16 protein-coding genes are annotated in these 20,929 nt (G+C 64.5%); 9 read left to right on the top strand and 7 right to left on the bottom strand.

Annotated elements, in window-relative coordinates:
• The first annotated feature begins 60 nt into the window (after positions 1–60).
• Positions 61–936 carry a transporter substrate-binding domain-containing protein gene (locus tag ASG39_RS11765; RefSeq protein ID WP_156468148.1) on the top strand — a complete coding sequence of 292 codons (876 nt, stop codon included), beginning with the start codon at positions 61–63 and terminating at the stop codon, positions 934–936.
• Between the two features lie 19 nt (positions 937–955).
• On the opposite strand, the gene ASG39_RS11760 is transcribed toward ASG39_RS11765, so the two are convergent.
• The 3 genes from ASG39_RS11760 to ASG39_RS11750 all read right to left on the bottom strand — a co-directional run bounded on the left by ASG39_RS11760 (position 956) and on the right by ASG39_RS11750 (position 2,914).
• The gene (locus ASG39_RS11760; protein ID WP_062595181.1) at positions 956–1,366 is read right to left on the bottom strand and encodes a tellurite resistance TerB family protein; all 411 of its coding nucleotides are present in this window, start codon (positions 1,364–1,366) and stop codon (positions 956–958) included.
• Positions 1,367–1,476: 110 nt separating this feature from the next.
• The gene (locus ASG39_RS11755; protein ID WP_062595180.1) at positions 1,477–2,241 is read right to left on the bottom strand and encodes a hypothetical protein; all 765 of its coding nucleotides are present in this window, start codon (positions 2,239–2,241) and stop codon (positions 1,477–1,479) included.
• A gap of 13 nt (positions 2,242–2,254) precedes the next feature.
• Positions 2,255–2,914: a helix-turn-helix transcriptional regulator gene (locus ASG39_RS11750; protein WP_062595179.1), complete on the bottom strand. Its 660-nt coding sequence runs from the start codon at positions 2,912–2,914 to the stop codon at positions 2,255–2,257.
• Between the two features lie 234 nt (positions 2,915–3,148).
• On the opposite strand from ASG39_RS11750, the gene ASG39_RS11745 reads away from it, so the two are divergent.
• Positions 3,149–4,243, top strand: a complete 1,095-nt coding sequence (locus ASG39_RS11745; protein WP_062595178.1) for a calcium:proton antiporter — start codon at positions 3,149–3,151, stop codon at positions 4,241–4,243.
• 70 nt (positions 4,244–4,313) lie between these two features.
• On the opposite strand, the gene mntR is transcribed toward ASG39_RS11745, so the two are convergent.
• Positions 4,314–4,763, bottom strand: coding sequence for a manganese-binding transcriptional regulator MntR (gene mntR, locus ASG39_RS11740; protein WP_062595177.1), 450 nt, complete (start codon positions 4,761–4,763; stop codon positions 4,314–4,316).
• Between the two features lie 260 nt (positions 4,764–5,023).
• Between mntR and ASG39_RS11735 the strand changes: the two genes are divergently transcribed.
• From ASG39_RS11735 to ASG39_RS11720, 4 genes are all read left to right on the top strand, one after another.
• On the top strand, positions 5,024–6,391 hold the full coding sequence (locus ASG39_RS11735; protein ID WP_062595176.1) for an Nramp family divalent metal transporter: 1,368 nt from the start codon (positions 5,024–5,026) through the stop codon (positions 6,389–6,391).
• A gap of 109 nt (positions 6,392–6,500) precedes the next feature.
• The gene (locus tag ASG39_RS11730) at positions 6,501–6,932 is read left to right on the top strand and encodes a DUF4174 domain-containing protein (RefSeq protein WP_062595175.1); all 432 of its coding nucleotides are present in this window, start codon (positions 6,501–6,503) and stop codon (positions 6,930–6,932) included.
• Positions 6,933–7,058: 126 nt separating this feature from the next.
• Positions 7,059–8,090: a glycerophosphodiester phosphodiesterase family protein gene (locus ASG39_RS11725; protein ID WP_062595174.1), complete on the top strand. Its 1,032-nt coding sequence runs from the start codon at positions 7,059–7,061 to the stop codon at positions 8,088–8,090.
• A 184-nt stretch (positions 8,091–8,274) separates the two neighbouring features.
• On the top strand, positions 8,275–9,333 hold the full coding sequence (locus tag ASG39_RS11720; RefSeq protein WP_062595173.1) for a Tim44 domain-containing protein: 1,059 nt from the start codon (positions 8,275–8,277) through the stop codon (positions 9,331–9,333).
• Positions 9,334–9,513: 180 nt separating this feature from the next.
• On the opposite strand, the gene ASG39_RS11715 is transcribed toward ASG39_RS11720, so the two are convergent.
• From ASG39_RS11715 to ASG39_RS11705, 3 genes are all read right to left on the bottom strand, one after another.
• The gene (locus ASG39_RS11715) at positions 9,514–11,727 is read right to left on the bottom strand and encodes an FAD-dependent oxidoreductase (protein ID WP_062595172.1); all 2,214 of its coding nucleotides are present in this window, start codon (positions 11,725–11,727) and stop codon (positions 9,514–9,516) included.
• A gap of 13 nt (positions 11,728–11,740) precedes the next feature.
• Positions 11,741–12,949 carry an acetyl-CoA C-acetyltransferase gene (locus ASG39_RS11710; protein ID WP_062595171.1) on the bottom strand — a complete coding sequence of 403 codons (1,209 nt, stop codon included), beginning with the start codon at positions 12,947–12,949 and terminating at the stop codon, positions 11,741–11,743.
• 76 nt (positions 12,950–13,025) lie between these two features.
• A complete protein-coding gene (locus ASG39_RS11705) occupies positions 13,026–14,822 on the bottom strand; it encodes an acyl-CoA dehydrogenase C-terminal domain-containing protein (protein ID WP_062595170.1) in 1,797 nt (598 codons plus the stop codon).
• Positions 14,823–15,162: 340 nt separating this feature from the next.
• Here ASG39_RS11705 and ASG39_RS11700 point away from each other — a divergent pair, with 340 nt between their 5' ends.
• From ASG39_RS11700 to ASG39_RS11690, 3 genes are all read left to right on the top strand, one after another.
• Positions 15,163–19,065: a peptidoglycan-binding protein gene (locus ASG39_RS11700; protein WP_062595169.1), complete on the top strand. Its 3,903-nt coding sequence runs from the start codon at positions 15,163–15,165 to the stop codon at positions 19,063–19,065.
• Between the two features lie 129 nt (positions 19,066–19,194).
• Positions 19,195–20,121, top strand: coding sequence for a sulfite exporter TauE/SafE family protein (locus ASG39_RS11695; protein WP_062595168.1), 927 nt, complete (start codon positions 19,195–19,197; stop codon positions 20,119–20,121).
• Positions 20,121–20,909: a TIGR02186 family protein gene (locus ASG39_RS11690; RefSeq protein ID WP_062595167.1), complete on the top strand. Its 789-nt coding sequence runs from the start codon at positions 20,121–20,123 to the stop codon at positions 20,907–20,909. The genes ASG39_RS11695 and ASG39_RS11690 overlap by 1 nt, the downstream gene beginning before the upstream one ends.
• Positions 20,910–20,929: the final 20 nt, after the last annotated feature.

The following is a 20,929-nucleotide window of genomic DNA, read 5'->3' as shown; positions in this document are numbered from 1 at the left end:
CGTCGCAAACAGCGTCGGCCCTTGCAGACCGGAACTCGAAATCTGATGAGAACGATACGGATGTTTTCGATCCAGCCGATCATTAGGAATATCTTAAGCATCTTTGCGGTGGCTTGGATAGGTGGTTCTTCGGTGCAGGCGGCAGAGCCCGTGCGGGAGCTTCCGCTTGCCTTCGATGTGCGCGAGCGCATTGCAAAGCCGGACCTTGGCGGTCTCGCACGGCTGCGATTTCTGACGACGGTGGACTTTCCGCCCTTCAACTTCATCGACCAGTCGCAAAAGCTCTCCGGCTTTCATATCGATCTCGCCCGCGAGATCTGCCGAATTCTGGACATCGAGGCGAAGTGCCAGATCCAGGCCGTGACGTTCGAGGAATTGCAGCCGGCATTGGAGGACGGGCAGGGCGAGGCCGTCATCGCAGGCGTCGCGATGACCGACGAGCTTCGCCAGCGTTTTGCTTTCACGCGGCCCTTCCTGCGCCTTCCAGCCCGCTTTGCCACGAGACTATCGCCGGGTGTAGGCGGTGGCGCCGGCGGGAAGGCAGAACTGTCAGCCGTCCTCGCAAAACCGATCGGCGTCGTCGCGGGCACAACCCATGAAGCCATGCTGAAGGCGTTCTTCCCGGCGACGACAGCGCAGGTCTTTCCCGCTCGCGCGGCGATGCTTCAGGCGTTGAAGGCCGGCGAGGTGAACGCGGTGTTCTCCGACGGCCTGCAGCTTTCCTTCTGGGCTGCTTCCCCCGATGCGGCGGCGTGCTGCAGGCTGGTCGATGGCGCCTATGTCTCCGAACATTTTCTCGGCGAAGGCTTGGCGATCATGAACCGGAAAGGCGATCCGGCGCTGACGCAGGCTCTGGATCACGCCCTGCTGGAGTTGACCCGCAGCGGGCGCCTGAATGAAATTTACCTCCGATATTTCCCGACCGGGATCTACTGAGCCGACCTTCTGGCGCCCTTCAGTGGCGCATGCGGGCCTGAGCACCGCGCTCGATGGCGGCGCAGACAAGCTTGTCAAGGCCGAGCCGGTCGCGCAGCAGGGCAAGGAGCCTCAGTTCTTCGGTTCGGACGCTGCGGTCGACCGCGGCGATATCGACGGCCAGCGCATAGGCGGTCTCGAACAAGCGCTGTGGCAGGGCCTCGCGCACCAGTTCCAACAGGATGTCGAGCCCTTCCGGCGCCGAGAGCAAGGTCGCGCTGCTGCGTGCCACGGGCACGAGGCTCTCCGGATCGAAATCGTCGAAAACGGGCAGAATGCGGGAAAGCTTGCCGATCCGCTCCATCTCCTCGTCGCTCATGGCACGGTCCACGGCCGACATCATCACCATCACATGGATCAGGGCTTCCTGGTGGGTCAAAGCTTTGGGCATACGTTCTCCGGGGTTCATCCGTCCCGCAGGTATGGTCTCAGGCGCATCGTTGCAAGGCACCGGCTCAAGCTGCCGCGACCGAAAGAGAGGAGCCCTGCCGGCGCGTCAGATCAAGGTGCCGGACCGGGCGAGGGTGGAGTGGCCTCGGAGCCGGCGCGGTAAAAACCCTTGGCCGTCGCCTTGGCCGCTTCCAGTGCTGCGGTCAGGTCGGGATCGTTTCCATCCACCTCCGCCCATCCGTTGCGGGCAAGCCAGAGCGCAGGATCGTCGGTGCCGACCCTGCAGCTTGCCGTCACCGTGTCGTTCGCGTCACCTGCCGGCACCTGACAGGTAAAGGCGCGTGCGCGGATGAAATTGCGGAAGGCGGTGCGGGCGACGGTGCCGCACGGCCAGTCGCCTCTTGTCGATGTGCAGATCCGGTCGGCCGATTGCGGCTTGATGCCCGCAAGCTGGATCGTCCGTCCGTCGAACTGGATCAGGCCTGCCGACAGCGCCACGGGATGCCGAAGAATAGCCTCCGTGAGAGGTGCTGGGGAAGGCGCCGGATCGGCTGGCGCAGCACTTGGCGGCGCAAGCGGTGCGGTATCGACGGCGGGCGGTTCCGGAGCGACCTTAGGGCTCACGCCACCATTCGCCGTCGGCGCATCGGGCGAAAACGGCATCGCCTCCATGCCGGGATCGGCGGGCACGTCTGCGCTCCCGGCGGGCTCTTCGCCGATCGTGGGAACGTCGCTGAGGTCGGGCGTTTCCAGCGCCATGTCGGGCACGGCCGCACTCTCCACGCCCGTGATGGCCGATTTGCCGGCCAGAAGCAGGCCGATGGTCAGGATGACGCAGAGCGTAGGGCCGCCGATGCGGAGCAGGGAAGCGTGCATGAGGAAAACGGTCCTACTGGCTCGCCCAGATGATCCGGGCGATCCACTCCACCTCGGAAAGGTCGAAGCTGCGGTTCGGATGCTCGGGGTTGAGGGAGTGAAGATCGATGCTGCGCGCGCTCTGGCGCATCAGCACCTTGGCCATGACCTCGCCTTCGGTGGTCTTGACCACGACACGGTCTCCGCGACGGACCTGCGCGCCAGGCTCCACGATCAGAACGTCGCCGTCCCGATAAAGCGGCTGCATGCTGTCGCCCTGGATTTCCAGCGCATAGACGCCCGCCTTCGTGCCGGCTGCAGGAAAATCGACCACATCCCAGCCCTGGCCTGCGGGAAAGCCGCCATCGTCGAAAAAGCCGCCGGCACCCGCCTGGGCAAAGCCGAGAAGCGGAATGGCGCTCGACGGCGCCAGCGTCTCCACGCCGTTTACTCTCTTGTCGCCCTCCGGGCGCAGGAATTCCATGAACTGACTGATCGTCGAGCCGGTGGCGTCGAGAACCTTGGCAATGGATTCGGTGGACGGCCAGCGCTCGCGTCCATCGGCGGACTGGCGCTTGGATTTGTTGAACGATGTCGGATCAAGGCCGGCACGGCGGGCAAGTCCCGAGGGCGACATCTGGTGCCGCTCCGCCAAGGCGTCTATCGCATGCCAGATACGCTCATGTGACAGCATCGACCCGATGTCCTGGTGGAAGGTCCGGATGCTCGATCCGGGGAAGCGGAACCTCTCCTCTATCCGGAAGGACACTAGCCAAAAATCAGCATCAAGTAAAGAATGCGAGGAAAATAATCCTTGATCGCTGCGCAGGGTGGTTTCGTTGAAATGCCGGTCGTGGCACCTATACTTGCATTTTCAGACCATTGAAGGCCGTTCGGGCCGCATCAGCATCCAGACGAGCGAGGCGCCGTGCTTTCCACCCTCATCCGCTCAGAGCGGCTTATTCTCGTTGCGATCGCGGCCGGTATCGCCGGATTTTCGGCCGAACACAGCCTGATCGGCATGGGGCAGGCCGCTTCTCTCGCCGGTGCCGTGTTCCTCATCGCCGCCATCATCCTTGCATCGATGCGGGTCGCGCACCATGCGGAACGGCTGGCGACCAAGGTCGGAGATCCCTATGGCACGATGATCCTGACACTGTCGGCGGTGCTGGTCGAAGTGGTCATTCTCGCGATCATGATGAGCTCGTCGGAAAGCTCGCCGACGCTGGTGCGCGACACGATCTATTCCGCCGTCATGCTCGACATCAACGGCATTCTCGGCATCGCAGCGCTCCTCGGTGGACTGAAGCATGGCGAACAGCCCTATAACGACGACTCCAGCCGCACCTATTGCGTGATGATCCTCACGGCCATGGGCATTTCCATGATCGTGCCCGAGTTCATTCCGCAGGCGAAATGGCACTTCTATTCCGCCTTCACCATCGTCGCCATGATCATGCTCTACACCGTGTTCCTGCGCATGCAGGTCGGCGCGCACAGCTATTTCTTCAGTTACAGCTATCCGAAGACACGCCGCGAAAGTGCTGCCGGTCATGTCGATGAGCCCCAGAGCACGACGCTCTCGATCGGCATTCTCGTCTTCGGCATCGTCGTCATCGGCGTCCTCGCCGAAATCATGTCGACGCTGTTGAATACCGGGCTGGAGGGAACGGGCGCGCCGCCGGTGCTCGCCGCCATCGTCGTTGCCGCCATTTCGGCCGCGCCCGAGATCATGACGGCCATGCGCTCGGCGCTTGCCAATCACATGCAGTCGGTGGTCAACATCGCCCTCGGCGCCTCGCTCTCCACGGTCATCCTCACCGTTCCGGTCATGGAGGCGATCGCCCTCTATACCGGCCAGCCCTTCATTATGGCGATGACCCCGGTGCAGACGGTGATGATCACCATCACGCTGATCGTCGCCGCGATCAATCTCAACGACGGCGAGACCAATGCCATCGAGGGCATGACGCATTTCGTGCTGTTCGCCACCTTCATCATGCTGTCCTGCCTGGGGCTCTAGAGCCTTCCAGCCGAAGCGGGATCGCTTCGGCGTCGGACCATGCGGCAAAAACAAAGATCGCGGAAATGTCCTAGGACCGGTCGGCGATCAGCCGGCGAAAGGCGGCGAGCGTCTCGTCGCTGACATGGTGCTCGATGCCTTCGGCATCCACGCGGGCCGTTTCCGGGCTGACCCCGAGACAACGCAGAAACTGTTCCACGGTCTGGTGCCGCTCGCGGCTTTCGGCGGCCATCTTCTGCCCGGCCTCCGTCAGGAAGACACCGCGATAGGGCTTTCGCGAGACGAGACCATCGGCCGCGAGCCGCGCCAGCATCTTGGCGACGGTCGGCTGCGCCACGCCGAGGCGGGCGGCGATATCGACCTGCCGGGCTTCGTTGCCGTCATCGATCAGGTCGGCAATCAGCTCGACATAATCCTCGACAAGGGCGCCGCGCAGCGCCTGCCGCGTCTGGCGGAAGCCTTCGGAGTGCGTGTCCGCGTCGGGAAGGGGATCCGCGCGGGGAATGGTTCTGCGCGCCACGTATTCCTGATCCTTCGAGTTCGCATGTCAAACGTCACATGCATCCGGTTTTCGCGTGTCTAGCATGCAAGCCGGGATTTGCCGAATGGGTTTCTGCGCGCCTCCACAATCGGGCGAGGGTCTGCCGTGCGAGGGGCAACAGAGATTGACGCTGCACTGCGGAAAAAAGCAAGGTCGATGAAATATAGCCTATTGCATAATGTTGGGGCCTGCCCTAGTTTTGGCCTATTGACGCCGATCCGCATCCGGAGACTGCCCCGATGGCCACCCCCGAAATTCTTCTGAACCAGCGCGAAACCCGCCCCAGCTGGCGTTTCAATCATTCGGAAGAAGAGGGGCGGCAGAGCCTCGCCGACGTGCATTCGACCATAGCGGTGCCGACAGGCGGTACGTGGTTCCGGCGGTTCCTTGCCTTCGTCGGCCCGGGCTACATGGTGTCCGTCGGCTATATGGACCCGGGCAACTGGGCGACCGACATCGCCGGTGGCGCCCAGTTCGGCTACACGCTGCTCACGGTCATTCTTCTCTCCAATCTCATGGCCATCCTGCTGCAGGCGCTGGCCGCGCGTCTCGGCATCGCCACCGGCCGCGATCTGGCACAGGCCTGTCGCGATGCCTATCCGAAGCCCGTCGGCTTCGTCCTCTGGATCGCCTGCGAACTCGCCATCATCGCCTGCGATCTTGCCGAGGTCATCGGCACGGCGATCGCGCTGAAGCTACTGTTCGGCATACCCCTGATCGCCGGCGCGCTGATCACCGCTCTCGACGCGATCCTGCTTCTCTATCTGATGCAGAAGGGCTTTCGCTTCCTGGAAGCCTTCGTCATGGCACTGCTCGGCATCATCGCCCTCTGCTTCGTCGTCCAGATCGCAGCGGCGGCACCGCCGGTCGCGGCCGTTCTCCAGGGCTTCCTGCCGTCGACGGAGGTCGTCACCAATCCGGCCATGCTCTACATCGCCATCGGCATCATCGGCGCGACCGTCATGCCGCACAATCTCTACCTCCACTCGTCCATCGTCCAGACGCGCAAGTTCGAGCGCACCGAACCGGGCAAGCGCGAGGCTATCAAGTGGGCAACGCTCGACAGCACGATCGCCCTCATGCTGGCACTGTTCATCAATGCCGCCATTCTCATCGTCGCGGCCTCCGTCTTTCATGCCAACGGCCGCACCGATGTCGCGGAAATCGAGCAGGCCTATGAGCTTCTCTCGCCGCTGCTCGGTCTCGGCATCGCCTCGACGCTCTTTGCCGTGGCACTTCTCGCCTCCGGCCTCAACTCGACGGTGACCGCAACGCTCGCCGGCCAGATCGTCATGGAAGGGTTTCTGCGGCTGACCATCCCCAATTGGGCCCGCCGTCTGATCACCCGCGGCATCGCGATCGTGCCGGTCGTCGTCATCACCTATCTCTATGGTGAAAGCGGCACGGCAGAGCTGCTGGTGCTGAGCCAGGTCGTGCTTTCCATGCAACTGCCCTTCGCCGTCATCCCGCTCGTCAGCTTCGTCACCGACCGCGAGAAGATGGGCACCTTCGTCGTCTCTCGCTGGGTCGGCGCGCTCGCCTGGATCGTCGCCAGCATCATCGTCGTGCTCAATCTCAAGCTGCTCTACGAGACGTTTCTCGCCTGAATCGGGTCTCGCCCGAATAAGGTCTCGCCTGAATCCGAGCCGCGACTGACGGGGATGTGACGGAACGCCGTGCGGCTGCGCGGCGTTCCGTGTTTAAAGGAGATCACCGATGATCCGCATTCTGAAGGCAACAGCCCTTGCCATTCTCGTTGCCGGTGGCCCGTTCCCCGCCGTCGCTGCCGGTCTGGATGCCTTCGGCTGGAAGAACCGTGTCCTGATCGTCTTCGCAAACCCCGGAAATTCCGATGCCGCCGAGCAGAGACGCCTGCTCCTCAAGGATCGACCCGCCCTCTCGGAACGTGACATGGTCATCATCGAGGTCAGCGGCGACGCGGTGAAGCCCATCTTCGGCGCAGCCGGCACCGCGACGGCGGCAGAGCTGCGCAAGGACGCCGGCATCGAGGAGGACACCCGCTTCGCCGCGATCCTCATCGGCAAGGACGGCGGCATCAAGCTCCGCGCCGACAGACCAGTGGCCCCGGACCAGCTGTTCGGCCTGATCGACAGCATGCCGATGCGGGCAAACGAGGCGTCCCGATAGACTGAGGCCAAAGCGCGGTCTGCAGCAACCCGGCAGACTTCATGCTCCCGTCATCGCAGCTTCACGGCGCTGTCACGGCCGGATTCTAAGCCCAGCGGACCCGCAACCGTCCAAAGGGCTTGCACGATGCGCTGGACCGGTGTCCTTCTTTCCGCAGTCGCCTGCTGCGTCGCCGTCGTCGCCACCTGGCCAGCTCGGGCGGTCGATAATACGCGGACCATCCAGATCCTCGACCGGCTGCAGAATGCCAACGCTTGGCGCAGCCATATCCTGGTGGTCGCGCACCGGACGGGCTGGAAGGAAAACGGCCGCATGATCCGGGCGGAGAATTCGCTTGATGCGATTCGCAACGCCATCGCGCTCGGTGCCGAGATGATCGAACTCGACATTCGCAAGTCATCCGACGGCACGCTCGTTCTCATGCATGACGACTTTCTCGATCGCACGACGACCTGTCGCGGCGAAACCCGCAAGACGCCGCTGGCGACGCTCCGGACCTGCCGCCTCGTGGTCGAAGCCGATGGTCGCGCGACGGAGGAGACGGTCCCGACCCTGGAGGAGGCCCTGCTGGCGACCCGCGGCCGCATCCTTGTCAACATCGACAACAAGCTGACGCCGGACATCCTGCCCGAGGTCGCCATGCTCGCCCGTAAGCTGGGCATGGCGGAGCAGATCCTCGTCAAGGAAAACCTCTGGAACGACAAGCGGATCGCCGAGGCAAAAGCGGTGATGACCGCGATCGGTCCCGATGTGACCTTCCTGCCGATCCTGGCGGACGACGCCGTGCACGATGCGGATTTCATGGCGAAGGCAACGGCGAGCTTTGGCGCGCCGGCGGCGGAACTGGTCAACTGGCACGCCGACGACGCACCGCAGACGACCGATGGCGGCGTTCTCTTCTCCGCAAAGGCCCGCGCCGCCGCGATCCGGGGAAACTGGCACCAATGGGTCAACACCTATACGATCATCAACCGGGCGCCGGGCATGCAGGCGGGCGGCCGCGGCGACGAGCGGGCCGTGATTGAGGGCAAGCCGTTGGAAAGCTGGGGCTTCTGGATCGACCGCGGCGCCACCATCATTCAGACGGATGAGCCGAAAGCCCTGATCGCCTGGCTGGAGACGAACGGCTACCGCGTTCCTTACGACCTCACGAACTGACAACGGCGTGGAGGGACGGAAGGCGCAGCCCGCGTGCGAACGCCGGGATCGTGACGGGAAACCCTCTCACGGGCGATGCCGTTTTCGTGAACGCGGCGCAAAACCCTTTCAAGACGCCGTGCTTATGCCCATATATCCAGCATGCGGGTCTCTCGACCCGGTTGAACGATAATGGGGATGAGGCATGTCAGGATTGAAGAAGTTTGCGGTTTTGTCGGCGGTTGCGATGACGCTCGTCATCACGGCGACGGATTTCGCCGAAGCGCGCCGAGCAGGTGGCGGCTTTGGTAGCCGCGGCACGCGCACCTTCTCTGCACCGCCCGTCACCCGCACGGCGCCGAATACCACGGCGCCGATCGACCGCACCATGACGCCGCAGGCAACGCGCCCGAATGCTGCCCAGAACCAGCCGGGTGCTGCCCAGACTGCGCCGGCGCGTCGTCCCGGCGGCTTCTTCGGCGGCTTCGGTGGTTCGCTGCTCGGCGGTCTCGCGCTCGGCGGTCTGCTCGGCATGATGATGGGCAACGGCTTTGGCGGTGCGGCTGGCTTCCTCGGCATGCTGCTGCAGCTGGCGCTGATCGCCGGTGCCGCGATGCTGCTGATGCGTTTCCTGCGCAATCGCCAGCAGCAGCCCGCGACCGGTCGTGCCGGTGCCGGTGCTGGCGCTGCCGGCGGCAATCCGAACAACAACGGCTATAACGGCTATGCCCGCGAGGCGGCAAACGATCCGCAGCGCGGCAATGCACAGGCCGCGCGCGGTCCCGGTTTTGCCATCCCGCGGATCGGCGGCGGTGCCGTACCGCAGGCGCAGCCGGCCCGCTCCGCCGCCGTCTCGGACGAACTCGGCATCGGTCAGGCCGATTTGGAACGTTTCGAGACCATGCTCAAGGATGTTCAGACAGCCTATGGCGCGGAAGACTATGGTGCGCTGCGCCGCCTGACGACACCGGAAGCCATGTCCTGGCTCGCGGAAGAACTGAGCGAGAATGCCACGAAGGGTCTGCGCAACGAGGTTCGCGATGTCCGTCTTCTCCAGGGCGATCTGTCCGAATCCTGGAGAGAGGACGCCGGCGAGTTCGCAACGGTTGCGATGCGCTACGAGAGCATCGACGTGACCCGCGACCGCGACACCGGCAAGGTCGTCGAAGGCGACCCGGATCGCCCGACCGAAGCTACGGAAGTCTGGACCTTCTTCCGCCGCCCCAACACGCAGTGGCAGGTCTCGGCCATCCAGGCAGCTTGAAACTGATCGACTGAATAACTGAATAACGGAAAAGCCGGCGCAGGTGATGCGCCGGCTTTTTCATGCGGTCGGGTGTTGGGAGGCGTCGGCGGCGCAGGCAGCGAAACGATGAAACCCCAGGTAATGATGCCTGGGGTTCGATAGCGTTGCGAGCGATGCGAAGGGTCGCTGTCAGCCCGATCAGGCTGCCGCCGCGATCTTCACATAGGGATCGAAGCGGCCGTAGAACGTCTCGCCCTTGGCCGCCATGTCCTTGAGCAGGGCTGTGGGCGCGAAGTGGTCGCCATAGTTTGCGGCAAGCTTTTCGCAGAGCGCGACGAAGGCTTTGGCGCCCATGCCGTCGATGTAGGACAGCGTTCCCCCGGTATAGGGCGCAAAGCCGAAGCCGAGGATGGAGCCGACATCGGCTTCCCGCGGATCGGTGACGATGCCTTCTTCGACGGTACGAGCGGCTTCGAGCGCGATGGTCACGAGGAAGCGGTCTTTCAGTGTCTGCACGTCGATACCGTCCGCCGGCTTCTGCGGATAGAGATCCTTCAGCCCGGCCCAGATGTGCTTCTTTGCCGGCTTTGCGGGATAATCGTAAAAACCTCTGCCGTTCTTGCGTCCGCGCCGGTCGAGATCGTCGACCAGTTTGTTGACGAGCGACAGATGCGCCGGATCGACGGCCTGCTCGCCGAGATCGGCAACGGTCGCCTTCAGGATCTTCTGCGACAGGTCGATCGCCACCTCGTCGTTGAGCGACAGCGGGCCGACCGGCATGCCGGCCATCTTGGCAACGTTCTCGATCATCACGGCCGGAACGCCTTCGATCAGCATGTCATAGGCTTCGTGGATATAGCGGAAGACGCAGCGGTTGACGTAGAAGCCGCGCGTGTCGTTGACGACGATTGGGGTCTTCTTGATCGCCGCGACGTAATCGAGTGCCCGGGCAAGCGCCGCATCGCCGGTTTCCTTGCCCAGAATGACCTCGGTCAGCATCATCTTCTCGACCGGCGAGAAGAAGTGGACGCCGATGAACTGGGCGGGACGCTTGGAATTGCCGGCCAGACCTGTGATCGGCAGCGTCGAGGTGTTGGATGCGAAGATCGCATCGGGCGACAGCACGGCTTCGACGGCTTCGATCACGTCCTTCTTGACCTTGCGGTCTTCGAACACGGCCTCGACCACGAAGTCGGCGGTCTTCAGGTCCGCGTAATCGGCCGACGGGGTGATCAGCGCCAGAAGCTGCTCGCCCTTTTCCTGCGTCATCCGGCCCTTGGCCACGCCGTCCTTCACGAGACCTTCGGAATGCGCCTTGCCCTTGGTGGCCGCTTCGATATCGCGGTCGATCAGCGTGACGGGAATGCCGGCAGCGGCCGTGACATAGGCGATGGAGGCGCCCATGAACCCTGCGCCGACGACACCCACATGCTTGAAATCCGCTTTCGGAACGCCGATCGGCCGGCGTGCGCCCTTGCCGAGTTCCTGCGTGGAAATGAACAGCGAGCGGATCATCGAGAAGGCCTCGGTGGTCTGCAGGATCTGCGTGAAGTAGCGCTGCTCGATCCTCAGGCCCGTGTCGAAGGGAACCTGGAGGCCTTCATAGACGCATTTCACGATGGCGAGCGCGCCTGGGTAGTTGCCGGAGGTCTCGCGGCGCAGAATGCCGGAGGCCGCAGGCCAGAGCTGCGCACCCGCCGGGCTCCAGATGGAGCCGCCCGGCGCCTTGAAGCCTTTTTCGTCCCAGGGTTGGACCGGCTTCAATCCGTTCTTGATCATCGCTTTGGCGGCATCGATCAGCGCCTGCGGGTCCGCAAGCTCGTGCACCAGGCCCATCGCCTTGGCACGTTGCGGTGTCAGCGTCTGCCCGGTCGTCATCATCTGCAGCGCATCCTGCGCATTCGTCAGGCGCGGCACACGCTGCGTGCCGCCGGCGCCGGGAAAGATCCCGACCTTGACCTCGGGCAGGGCGATCTTCACCGCCTTGGAATTGGACGCGACGCGACCGTGGCAGGCGAGTGCCAGCTCGAAGGCACCGCCCATGCAGGTGCCATTGATGGCAGCAACCCATGGCTTGCCCGAGGTTTCGATCGTGCGGAACAGGCCGGACATCTCGCCGCAGAGGTCGAACAGCTTCCGGGCCGCCGCGTCGGGGTCCTTCTTTCTCTCTTCCGCCTGAAAGGTGAACATGCCTTTGATCATCGAGAGATCGGCGCCGCCCGAAAAGGCCGACTTGCCCGAGGTGAAGACGACGCCCTTCACGGCCTCGTCCTTGACGATCTCCGCGTTGACGGCAGTGAGTTCCCTGAGGACGTCGGGGGTAAAGACGTTCATCGACTTGTCGGGCATGTTCCAGGTGACGAGAGCAATGCCGTCGGCGTCCGTTTCGATGGTGAAATTGGTGTAAGTCATGATTGTCTCCCCCTCAGACGCGTTCGATGATCGTGGCGGTGCCCATGCCCGCGCCGATGCAGAGCGTGACGAGGGCTGTGTTGAGGTCGCGGCGCTCCAGTTCGTCGAGCACCGTACCGAGGATCATTGCGCCGGTCGCGCCAAGCGGGTGGCCGAGCGCGATCGCGCCGCCGTTGACGTTGATCGTGTCGTGCGAAATGTCGAAGGCCTGCATGTAGCGCAGCACGACGGCGGCAAAGGCCTCGTTCAGCTCGAACAGGTCGATATCGCCGATGCTCATGCCGGCCCGCTTCAGGAGCTTTTCCGTCACGTCCACGGGGCCGGTCAGCATCAGTGCCGGGTCGGAACCGATATTCGCGAAGGCCTTGATGCGCGCGCGGGGCTTGGCGCCCATGCTGTCGCCGCCGGCTTTGGAGCCGAGCAGGACGAGGCCGGCGCCATCCACGATGCCCGAGGAGTTGCCGGCATGGTGGACATAGTTGATCTTCTCGATTTCCGGATGCGCCTGGATGCCGACGGCTTCGAAGCCGCCCATCTCTCCGGGCATCTGGAAGGAGGGATTGAGCCCTGCCAGGTTCTGCATCGTCGTCGTCGGACGCATATGCTCGTCCTTGGCGAGGATGACGATACCGTTCTGGTCCTTCACCGGAACGACGGACCGGTCGAAGTAACCCTTCTCCCATGCGACACCGGCGCGGCGCTGGCTCTCGACGGCATAGGCATCGACATCGTCGCGCGAGAAACCGTATTTCGTTGCGATCAGATCGGCGGAAACGCCCTGCGGCATGAAATAGCCGGGGAAATTAACGGACGGGTCCATGTACCAGGCGCCGCCCGACATGCCCATGCCGACGCGCGACATGCTCTCGACCCCGCCGGCGATGACGATGTCGTCCGCGCCTTGCGAGATCTTGCCGGCGGCGAGATTGACGGCATCGAGACCGGACGCGCAGAAACGCGAGATCTGCATCCCGGGCGCCCGGGTCGAATAGCCCGCTTCGAAGGCCGCAGCCTTGGGGATGACGGCACCGGCTTCGTACACCGGATCGACGCAACCCATGATGATGTCGTCGACGGTGCTGGTGTCGATGCCGTTGCGATCGCGCAGCGCCTCCAGCATGCGGGCGGCAAGGCGCGGCGTCGGCACCTCATGCAGGGCACCGTCCTTCTTGCCGCGACCCCGTGGCGTGCGCACATGGTCGTAAATGAATACGTCAGTCATGATCCCGTTCTCCCAGTCGGCCCGAAGCCGTCGATGTCTTCGTCGAGGCAATGAAATGTGAGGTTGCGGCAGCGTATCAGAATGCAGCGGCGTCGAGCGCCATCAGCGTATCCGATCCCGCCTCGATGCGCGAGCGGCGCAGAGCCGTCTCGGGCAGGATGCGGTCCATGTAGAACGTCGCCGTCACCAGCTTGTTCTTCAGGTAGGCCTCGCGGTCGCCGGCACCCGAAGCCAGGAGGCCCTGTGCCGTTTTCGCCATCTTCGCCCACATATAGCCGAGGATGACGAGGCCGCTGAGGTGCATGAAGTCGGTCGAGCCGGCGCCGGCATTGTCGGGCTTCGCCATCGCGTTGGACATGAACCACATGGAGGCCGACTGCAGGTCGTTGAGGCTCTTCTTGAGCGCCTTGGTGTAGGCGGTCATCTGCTCGTCGCTGCGGTTCTCGTCGCAGAAGTCGCCGATTTCCTTGAACAGCGTCATGATGGCGCGTCCGCCGTTCAGGCCAAGCTTGCGGCCGACGAGGTCGAGCGCCTGGATACCGTTTGCGCCCTCGTAGATCATGGCGATACGCGCATCGCGCACATACTGGCTCATGCCGTGCTCTTCGATATAGCCGTGCCCGCCATAGACCTGCTGCGCCATGACGGCATGGTCGAAGCCGCGATCCGTCAGCACGCCTTTCAGGATGGGCGTCACGAGGCCGAGCAGATCGTCCGCCGTCTGGCGTTCCGCCTCGTCCTGCGAGCGATGCGCAATGTCCGACTTCAGCGCGGTCCACAGCGTGAACGCTCGGCTTGCCTCGTTGAAGGCGCGGATCGTCATCAGCACGCGACGAATGTCGGGGTGGACGATCAGCGGATCGGCCTTCTTGTCCGGCGCCTTGATGCCCGACAGCGAGCGGCCCTGAAGGCGCTCGCGCGCATAGGCGACGGCATTCTGGTAGGCGACTTCCGAGACGGAGAGACCCTGCAGGCCGACGCCGAGACGGGCTTCGTTCATCATCACGAACATGGCGTTCAGGCCGCGGTTGGCGGCGCCGATCAGGTAGCCCGTCGCGTCGTCATAGTTCATGACGCAGGTCGAATTGCCGTGGATGCCCATCTTGTGCTCGATGGCGCCACAGGTCGCGCCGTTGCGCGCGCCGGGCGTGCCGTCTGTTCCCACAAGGAATTTTGGGACGATGAAGAGCGAGATGCCCTTGATTCCCTCGGGCGCACCTTCGATGCGGGCGAGAACGAGATGGATGATGTTGTCCGCGAGGTCGTGTTCGCCGGCGGAGATGAAGATCTTCTGGCCGGAAATCTTGTAGCTGCCATCTGCCTGCGGCACGGCCTTGGTGCGCAGAAGCCCGAGATCAGTGCCGCAATGCGGCTCCGTCAGGTTCATCGTTCCCGTCCAGTCGCCGGCGATCATCTTCGGCAGATAGGTGGCCCGCTGCTCGTCCGTGCCATGCTCGATGATGGCGGCGATGGCGCCCTGCGTCAGGCCCGGATACATGATGAGCGACATGTTGGCCGAGGACATATATTCGCCGATGGCCGTATGGAGCGTATAGGGCAGGCCCTGGCCGCCGAATTCTTCAGGCGCGGCCAAGCCCAGCCAGCCGCTTTCGCGGTAGAGATCATAGGCGTGCTTGAAGCCTTTGGGCGTGGTGACCGAGCCGTCGGGATGGCGGACACAGCCTTCCTGGTCGCCCGAGAGGTTCAGCGGAAACAGTACTTCCTCGGCAAGCTTGGCCGCTTCGCCGGCAATGGCGTCCAGCATGTCCGGCGTCACGTCCGAGAAGCCGGGGAGGTTATTGTAGCGCTCGATGCCGAGCACGTCGTTGAGAATGAAAAGCGTATCCTCGACCGGAGCCTTGTAGATGGGCATCGACTGTCTTCCTCCCTGCGGACCTCATAAAGGCCATTCATGAGGGCACTCTATTAAAAACTGACGTGCGCGTAAACGTCAAATTTAACGGCCCTGATATTTTGGCCGAGAAATCGGACGATAACCGATCCCGTAACGTTGGTAGACGCTAACCTTTTTGCGGCTCACTCCGGAAATCGGGTCAGAGGTTAACGGCTTGTTTACCACGTTCCGTGAAAGTGGCGCGAGAGGTCAATGCTGCTTGTTCCGTTCTGAGTCGTCCGCAGCCTTGTCCACCGGCTCAAGGGGCCTGACCCTTCGGCCGCGTTCGGGGAATGCCAGGCAAGAGGCGAAAGCACACATGAACGGATCGCGATCAACTCCTCCCCGGATGGGCACCCCGGCCGATGACCGCCTCGACGGTCGCCACGGCGAGCGCTCCTCGCTGGAAGCCCTGAACCGCACGATCGAAGGGCTGGAAGCCCGCATCGAAGGCCTGATCGCGCCGGCCAAGCGCGAAACCCGCCCGCCGGAAGCCGCCCGTATCGAAGCCGGTCCCGCGGCCGAACGCCCGGTCTCCCGGGCCGACGCCATTTCCGAGATCCTGCAGCGCCAGCGCGCCCTGAGCGCCACCCGCCTCGAAAAGGCGACCGAGCGCCATCGCATCCAGACCCGTGCGCCGTCTGCGGATGCACCTGCCTATTCCGAACCGGCTCCTTTCCTGGTGCCGCCGTCGAGCCCCGCCGTCTCGCGCACTGTCGACCGCAATGTCATGCCGGCCTATGACGACGACGCGTCCCTGCGGAGCGCCCGCGAGCCTGCCCGCGCCGCGCCGCGCCCCGTTCCACAGCCCGCACCCTCCGCCATGCCGGATGCAGCCGTCCGCGATATCGCCACGGCTCTGGTCGGCCTTCGCCAGGACCTGAAGCGCGACATCGAGCAGGGTCTTTCGCGCGAAATGTCGTCGCTGCGCAACGAGATGCACGGCATCGCGGCTGCCGCCACCCAGGGCGATGCGCTGGCGCAGGATATCCGGAAGGACCTGCAGCGCCTGTCGCTCTCGCTCGGCAATCTCGGTCGCCAGCCCACGACGTCCGAGAGCCACGCCCTGCGGGCCGATCTCGACGAGATGCGCGCGATGATCGACGGTCTCGCCCGCGAGGACAGCGTCCGCCGGATGGAGAGCCGCTGGACCGGCGTCGAGGACCGGCTGAACGTGTTCGATGCCGCCCGCGACGACGAACTCGTGGCGCTCGCCTACCGTTTGGATGAGATCAAGTCGCAGCTCGGCACCATGAACAACGGCCCGGCGCTTTACGCGCTGGAAGACAAGCTCGTGGCCGTTGCCCAGGCGATCGACCTCATCGGCCGGCACATGCAGCCGGACGACCGACGCTTCCAGGAACAGTTCGCCGATCTCGATGCGCGTCTCGACGAGATCAGCCGCGCGATCGTCGCGAGCGGCCGCACGGCCTCGGCCTCCGACAGCCCGGGCGTCACCCGCGTCGAGACCCGGCTCGTCGACCTGTCGCGCCAGATCGAAGATCTTGCCTATCCCGCCGATCACGGCCTTGCCGCGCGCATCGAGGCGCTGTCCGCGCGTGTGGAAGACCTCGTCACCGCGGAAGCCGCCGCCCGCCTCGAAGAGCGGCTCGATCATCTCTCCGCCATGATGGAACGCGCCGAGCGCGCCTCCGCCCAGCCCGACCTCACCGGCCACCTGGCCGATATCTCCGCCAAGATCGACGCGCTCGACACCGGCGATGTCAGCGATACGCTCGCCCGCCGCTTCGACGATCTCGCGCGCCGGATCGACAATCTCGATGGCCCCGCGCCCCTGTCGGACGATCGCTTCCTGCGGCTCGAAGGCCAGCTGTCGGGCATCGCGCAGCGTCTCGACGAGACCCATGCGGCGCCTTACGACGATGGCGAGGTGCTGCGCAGCCTGCAGGACCAGATCGCCAATCTCTCCTTCCTCATCAGCCAGCCCCGCGAGACGGCACCCGCCGTGCCCGCAGAGGTCGAGGGGCGCATGAATGCGCTGGAGGATTATCTCGCCTCCAGCGACGAATACATCATCGAAGCGGCCCGTCAGGCGGCCGAAGCCGTGATGGAAGCCTATACGCGCAACGGCATGACGCAGTCGGCGTCCCCGGCCATCGCCGATATCGCCGCCATCTCGGCGCTTGCCGATGACCTGAAGACGCTCGAAGACCTGAGCCGCTCCAGCGACGAGCGCACCGCCCGCACCTTCGAAGCCCTGCACGAAACGCTCGTGCACATCGCCGACAAGCTGGAGCGCATCGAGGAGCGCGCCTTGGCGACGGCGCTCCGCGACGAGCCTGCGCCCGCCTTCGGTCGCCGCGACACGGGTGCCCCGATGCCGCGCGCCGAAACGCCGGCCTTTCTGGAGCGCGACGAGGGTGACGACAGCTACGCCGACCTGACGCGCACCATGCGCGCCACCGTCGCGATGCCCGCCGACATGTCGGCGCGGATGCCGATGGACCTTCGCGACCACGACCCGCGCGTCTCCGAAAATGCTGGCGCGGAAGCCCCGCATTTCGGCGTTGCCGAGTTGCGCGAGCCCGCAGATCTGGTGCCGGCCGACGCCCCCCACGCCGATGCGCCTGCTGCGCGCACCGGCCTTCTCTCCGGTCTCACCAGCCGCTTTTCGGCCAAGCGTGCCAAGCAGGCAGCTCCCGTCGAGCGCCGCTTCGTCGACCCGACGCCGTCGATCGATGCGCTTGAGACCATCAATCCCGATGCCGCCAATCAGCTCCTGGAGCCGGGCTCCGGCACGCCGGATGTCAAGAAAATCCTGGAGCGCGTGCGCGCGGGCCAGGCGGTGCGCCCGCCTGTCGCAAGCGAAAGCGACAAGTCGGATTTCATCGCGGCAGCCCGGCGCGCGGCCCAGCAGGCAGCCCAGGAAGTCGATACCGGCAATCGCACGGCGGCGCGTCCGGGGGCGGCTCCGAGCGCTCTTGCCCGTCATCGTCGTCCGATCCTCATGGCCGTCGGCGCCGTGCTGCTCGCCATCCTTTCCTATCCGCTCGTCAGCACGCTGATGAAGAACGAGCAGGCCGCAGCGCCGGTCACCGCCATCGAAACGCTGGCTGATCGCGATGCGGCTTCCGCTGAACAGGCCCCTATCGAACAAGCACCAGCCGAGCCGTCACCGAACGGCGCCTCCGAAACGGCGCCGGCGCTCGCCGCGCCCACGAACGATGCCGCTCCCGAGGCCAGGGATGAAGGCGTCGCGCCGCTCAGTTCGTTGCAGCCGCAGGGCGAAGCGTCGGAGGACGCAGCCTCCATGACCGCGCAGCCCGAGACTGAGGCGATGGCACCGGCCGCAGAAGCCTCAACTCCCGGAGCCTCTTCGACGGAGGCACCCGCGGCAGCAACCAGCATCGACGTCCCCGCCGAGATCGTACCGGCAGCACTCGCCGATGCGGCCCGCGCCGGTGATCCCAAGGCCTATTTCGAAATCGGCGCGGTCTATACCGAAGGCCGCGGCGTCAAGGCCGACTTCGCCAAGGCTGCGGAATGGTACCAGCGCGCGGCGGATGCCGGCGTGATTCCCGCGCAGTATCGCCTCGGCAGCCTTTACGAAAAGGGCACCGGCGTTCCCCGCGATCCCGCCAAGGCCCGCGCGCTCTATCAGCAGGCGGCCGAAAGCGGCAACGCGAATGCCATGCACAATCTCGCAGTCATGCTGGCCAGCGGCAACGGGACCAATCCGGACTTCACGCTTGCCAGCATGTGGTTTGCAAAGGCCGCCGATCTCGGCGTGCGCGACAGCCAGTTCAACCTCGCCATCCTCTACGCCCGTGGCAATGGCGTCGCCAAGGACCTCGTGGAATCCTACAAATGGTTTGCGGTCGCGGCTGCCGATGGCGATACGGACGCGGCGCAGAAGCGCGATCAGGTCGAAAAGGAACTGTCGCCCGACCAGATGACGGCCGCCAAGGCCAAGGTCGCCGCCTGGAAGCCCGCCGCGCTCGATCCGAAGGGCAACGATACGACCGTTCCCGATACCTGGGTTGGCAAGGGCACCAAGACGTCCTCGGTCGATATGAAGAAGGCCGTCCGCAACATCCAGGCGATCCTCAACAATAACGGCTTCGATGCCGGCACGCCGGACGGGGCGCTCGGCGCCAAGACGGTCACCGCCATCAAGGCGTTCCAGACATCGATCGGCCAGGAGCCGAACGGCCGCATCACCGACGCGCTCGTCAAGGAACTGTTGAAGCGCAACGGCTGAAGCAAAGTCTGAAAATCGGCCGTCGTTTAGACATTATCCAGCAGCCCGGTGCATAGTGAGGCAAACGGCGCGACCTCTGAGCGGTCGCGCTGCCGCGTTTGCGAACTGTTTGATGCTTGAGGTCCGGCCGTGACGATCTACCTGCCCATTGCGGAACTGTCGGTGAACGTGCTGATCATCCTCGGCATGGGGGCGGCCGTCGGCTTTCTCTCCGGCATGTTCGGCGTCGGCGGCGGATTTCTGATCACGCCTCTCCTGATCTTCTACAATATACCGCCGGTCGTTGCCGTCGCCACCGGCGCAAACCAGGTCGTCGCCTCCTCCATCTCCGGCGCCATCACCCATTTCCGCCGCGGCACCATCGATATCAAGCTCGGGACCGTTCTCCTGCTCGGGGGTCTGGCTGGCGCCACCCTCGGCATCTGGATCTTCGCCGCATTGCGTCGTATCGGTCAGCTCGATCTGGTGATCTCGCTTGCCTATGTGCTGCTGCTCGGCTCCGTCGGCTCGCTGATGCTGGCCGAAAGCATCAATGCGCTGCGGCGCGCCAAGCGCAACGAGGCCATGCCGCTCCGCCGTCCCGGCCACCACGGCTGGATCCACCGGCTGCCGCTCAAGGTCCGGTTCAAGAAATCGAAGATCTATCTCAGCATCATTCCGGTGGCCGGTCTCGGCTTCTGCATCGGCATCCTCACCTCCGTGATGGGGGTCGGCGGCGGCTTCATCATGGTGCCCGCCATGATCTATCTCCTGCGCATTCCGACCAACGTCGTCGTGGGGACGTCGCTGTTCCAGATCATCTTCGTCTCTGCCTACACCGTCATCGTCCAGGCGACGGCCAACTACACGGTCGATATCGTGCTCGCGTTCGTGCTGATGATCGCCGGGGTCATCGGGGCGCAATATGGCGTACGCGTCGGCCAGAAGCTGCGCGGCGAACAGCTGCGCGCGCTTCTCGCCCTGCTGGTCCTTGCCGTCGGTATCCGCCTTGCGGTCGAACTCGTCCTGCCGCCCGCCGATATCTATTCGGTCATCTCGTCGGGGACCGGCTTCTGATGCGCCCCCTTCTCGCAGGCCTTTTCGCAATCCTCATGCTCTCAGTCCCCGCAGCGGCGCAAACCGGTGCCGAGGAATTCGCGGAAAAGCTCGATATCGGTATCTCCACCGACGAGATCGCCATCACCTCCGACTTCCGCGGTGCCGACCTGACCATCTTCGGGGCGATCGACGGTTTCGCACCCGATCTCCTGGCGCAGGGGAAATACAATATCGTCGTCTCGCTGGAGGGGCCCAAGGAGAGCGCGACCGTCCGCAAGAAACGCCGCGTCTTCGGCATCTGGGTCAACACGCAGTCGATGACCTTCGAACTCGTGCCGGAGTCCTATTCCCTGTCGAGCACGCGCGACATCGATGCCATCGCCCCCGCCAATGAGATGAACAATATGGGCATCGGCGTCTCGCACATGACGCTGAGCCCGATCGGCTATATCGGCGATGGCAGCAGCGTCACCGAGTTTCGCAGCGCCTTCCGCCGCCTGCGCGAAACGAGCGGCGTCTATCAGCGCGATCCCGGCGGTGTGCAGTTCATCTCCGCCAGCCTGTTCAAGGCCTCCGTGCGCCTGCCGGCCGACGTGCCCAACGGCGTTCACGTCGTGCGCGCCTACCTGTTTCGCGATGGCGTGTTCGTGGCCGCCAAGGCCCTGCCGCTTCGGGTCGTCAAGACCGGTCTCGAAGCCGCGATCACCGAAGCCGCCCACAAGCAGCCCTTCTTCTACGGTCTTTTCGCCGTCCTCCTCGCCGTCGTCACCGGCTGGGCCGCCAGCGTGGCGTTCCGGCGCGATTGAGACGAGACGGTTGTCTCTTC

Origin of the sequence: Rhizobium sp. Leaf371 (assembly GCF_001424045.1) — a bacterium.
In the GTDB taxonomy this organism is placed as follows: domain Bacteria; phylum Pseudomonadota; class Alphaproteobacteria; order Rhizobiales; family Rhizobiaceae; genus Ferranicluibacter.
This window is presented reverse-complemented; position numbering and strand designations above follow the sequence as displayed.

Bases quoted from the DNA above. Each gene is read 5' to 3' on its own strand.
- ASG39_RS11750 (WP_062595179.1), bottom strand. From the start codon at position 2,914: ATGCTGTCACATGAGCGTATCTGGCATGCGATAGACGCCTTGGCGGAG.
- ASG39_RS11720 (WP_062595173.1), top strand. From the start codon at position 8,275: ATGTCAGGATTGAAGAAGTTTGCGGTTTTGTCGGCGGTTGCGATGACG.
- ASG39_RS11760 (WP_062595181.1), bottom strand. From the start codon at position 1,366: ATGCCCAAAGCTTTGACCCACCAGGAAGCCCTGATCCATGTGATGGTG.
- ASG39_RS11730 (WP_062595175.1), top strand. From the start codon at position 6,501: ATGATCCGCATTCTGAAGGCAACAGCCCTTGCCATTCTCGTTGCCGGT.
- ASG39_RS11715 (WP_062595172.1), bottom strand. From the start codon at position 11,727: ATGACTTACACCAATTTCACCATCGAAACGGACGCCGACGGCATTGCT.
- ASG39_RS11735 (WP_062595176.1), top strand. From the start codon at position 5,024: ATGGCCACCCCCGAAATTCTTCTGAACCAGCGCGAAACCCGCCCCAGC.
- ASG39_RS11755 (WP_062595180.1), bottom strand. From the start codon at position 2,241: ATGCACGCTTCCCTGCTCCGCATCGGCGGCCCTACGCTCTGCGTCATC.
- ASG39_RS11705 (WP_062595170.1), bottom strand. From the start codon at position 14,822: ATGCCCATCTACAAGGCTCCGGTCGAGGATACGCTTTTCATTCTCAAC.
- ASG39_RS11690 (WP_062595167.1), top strand. From the start codon at position 20,121: ATGCGCCCCCTTCTCGCAGGCCTTTTCGCAATCCTCATGCTCTCAGTC.
- ASG39_RS11765 (WP_156468148.1), top strand. From the start codon at position 61: ATGTTTTCGATCCAGCCGATCATTAGGAATATCTTAAGCATCTTTGCG.
- ASG39_RS11700 (WP_062595169.1), top strand. From the start codon at position 15,163: ATGAACGGATCGCGATCAACTCCTCCCCGGATGGGCACCCCGGCCGAT.
- ASG39_RS11710 (WP_062595171.1), bottom strand. From the start codon at position 12,949: ATGACTGACGTATTCATTTACGACCATGTGCGCACGCCACGGGGTCGC.
- ASG39_RS11725 (WP_062595174.1), top strand. From the start codon at position 7,059: ATGCGCTGGACCGGTGTCCTTCTTTCCGCAGTCGCCTGCTGCGTCGCC.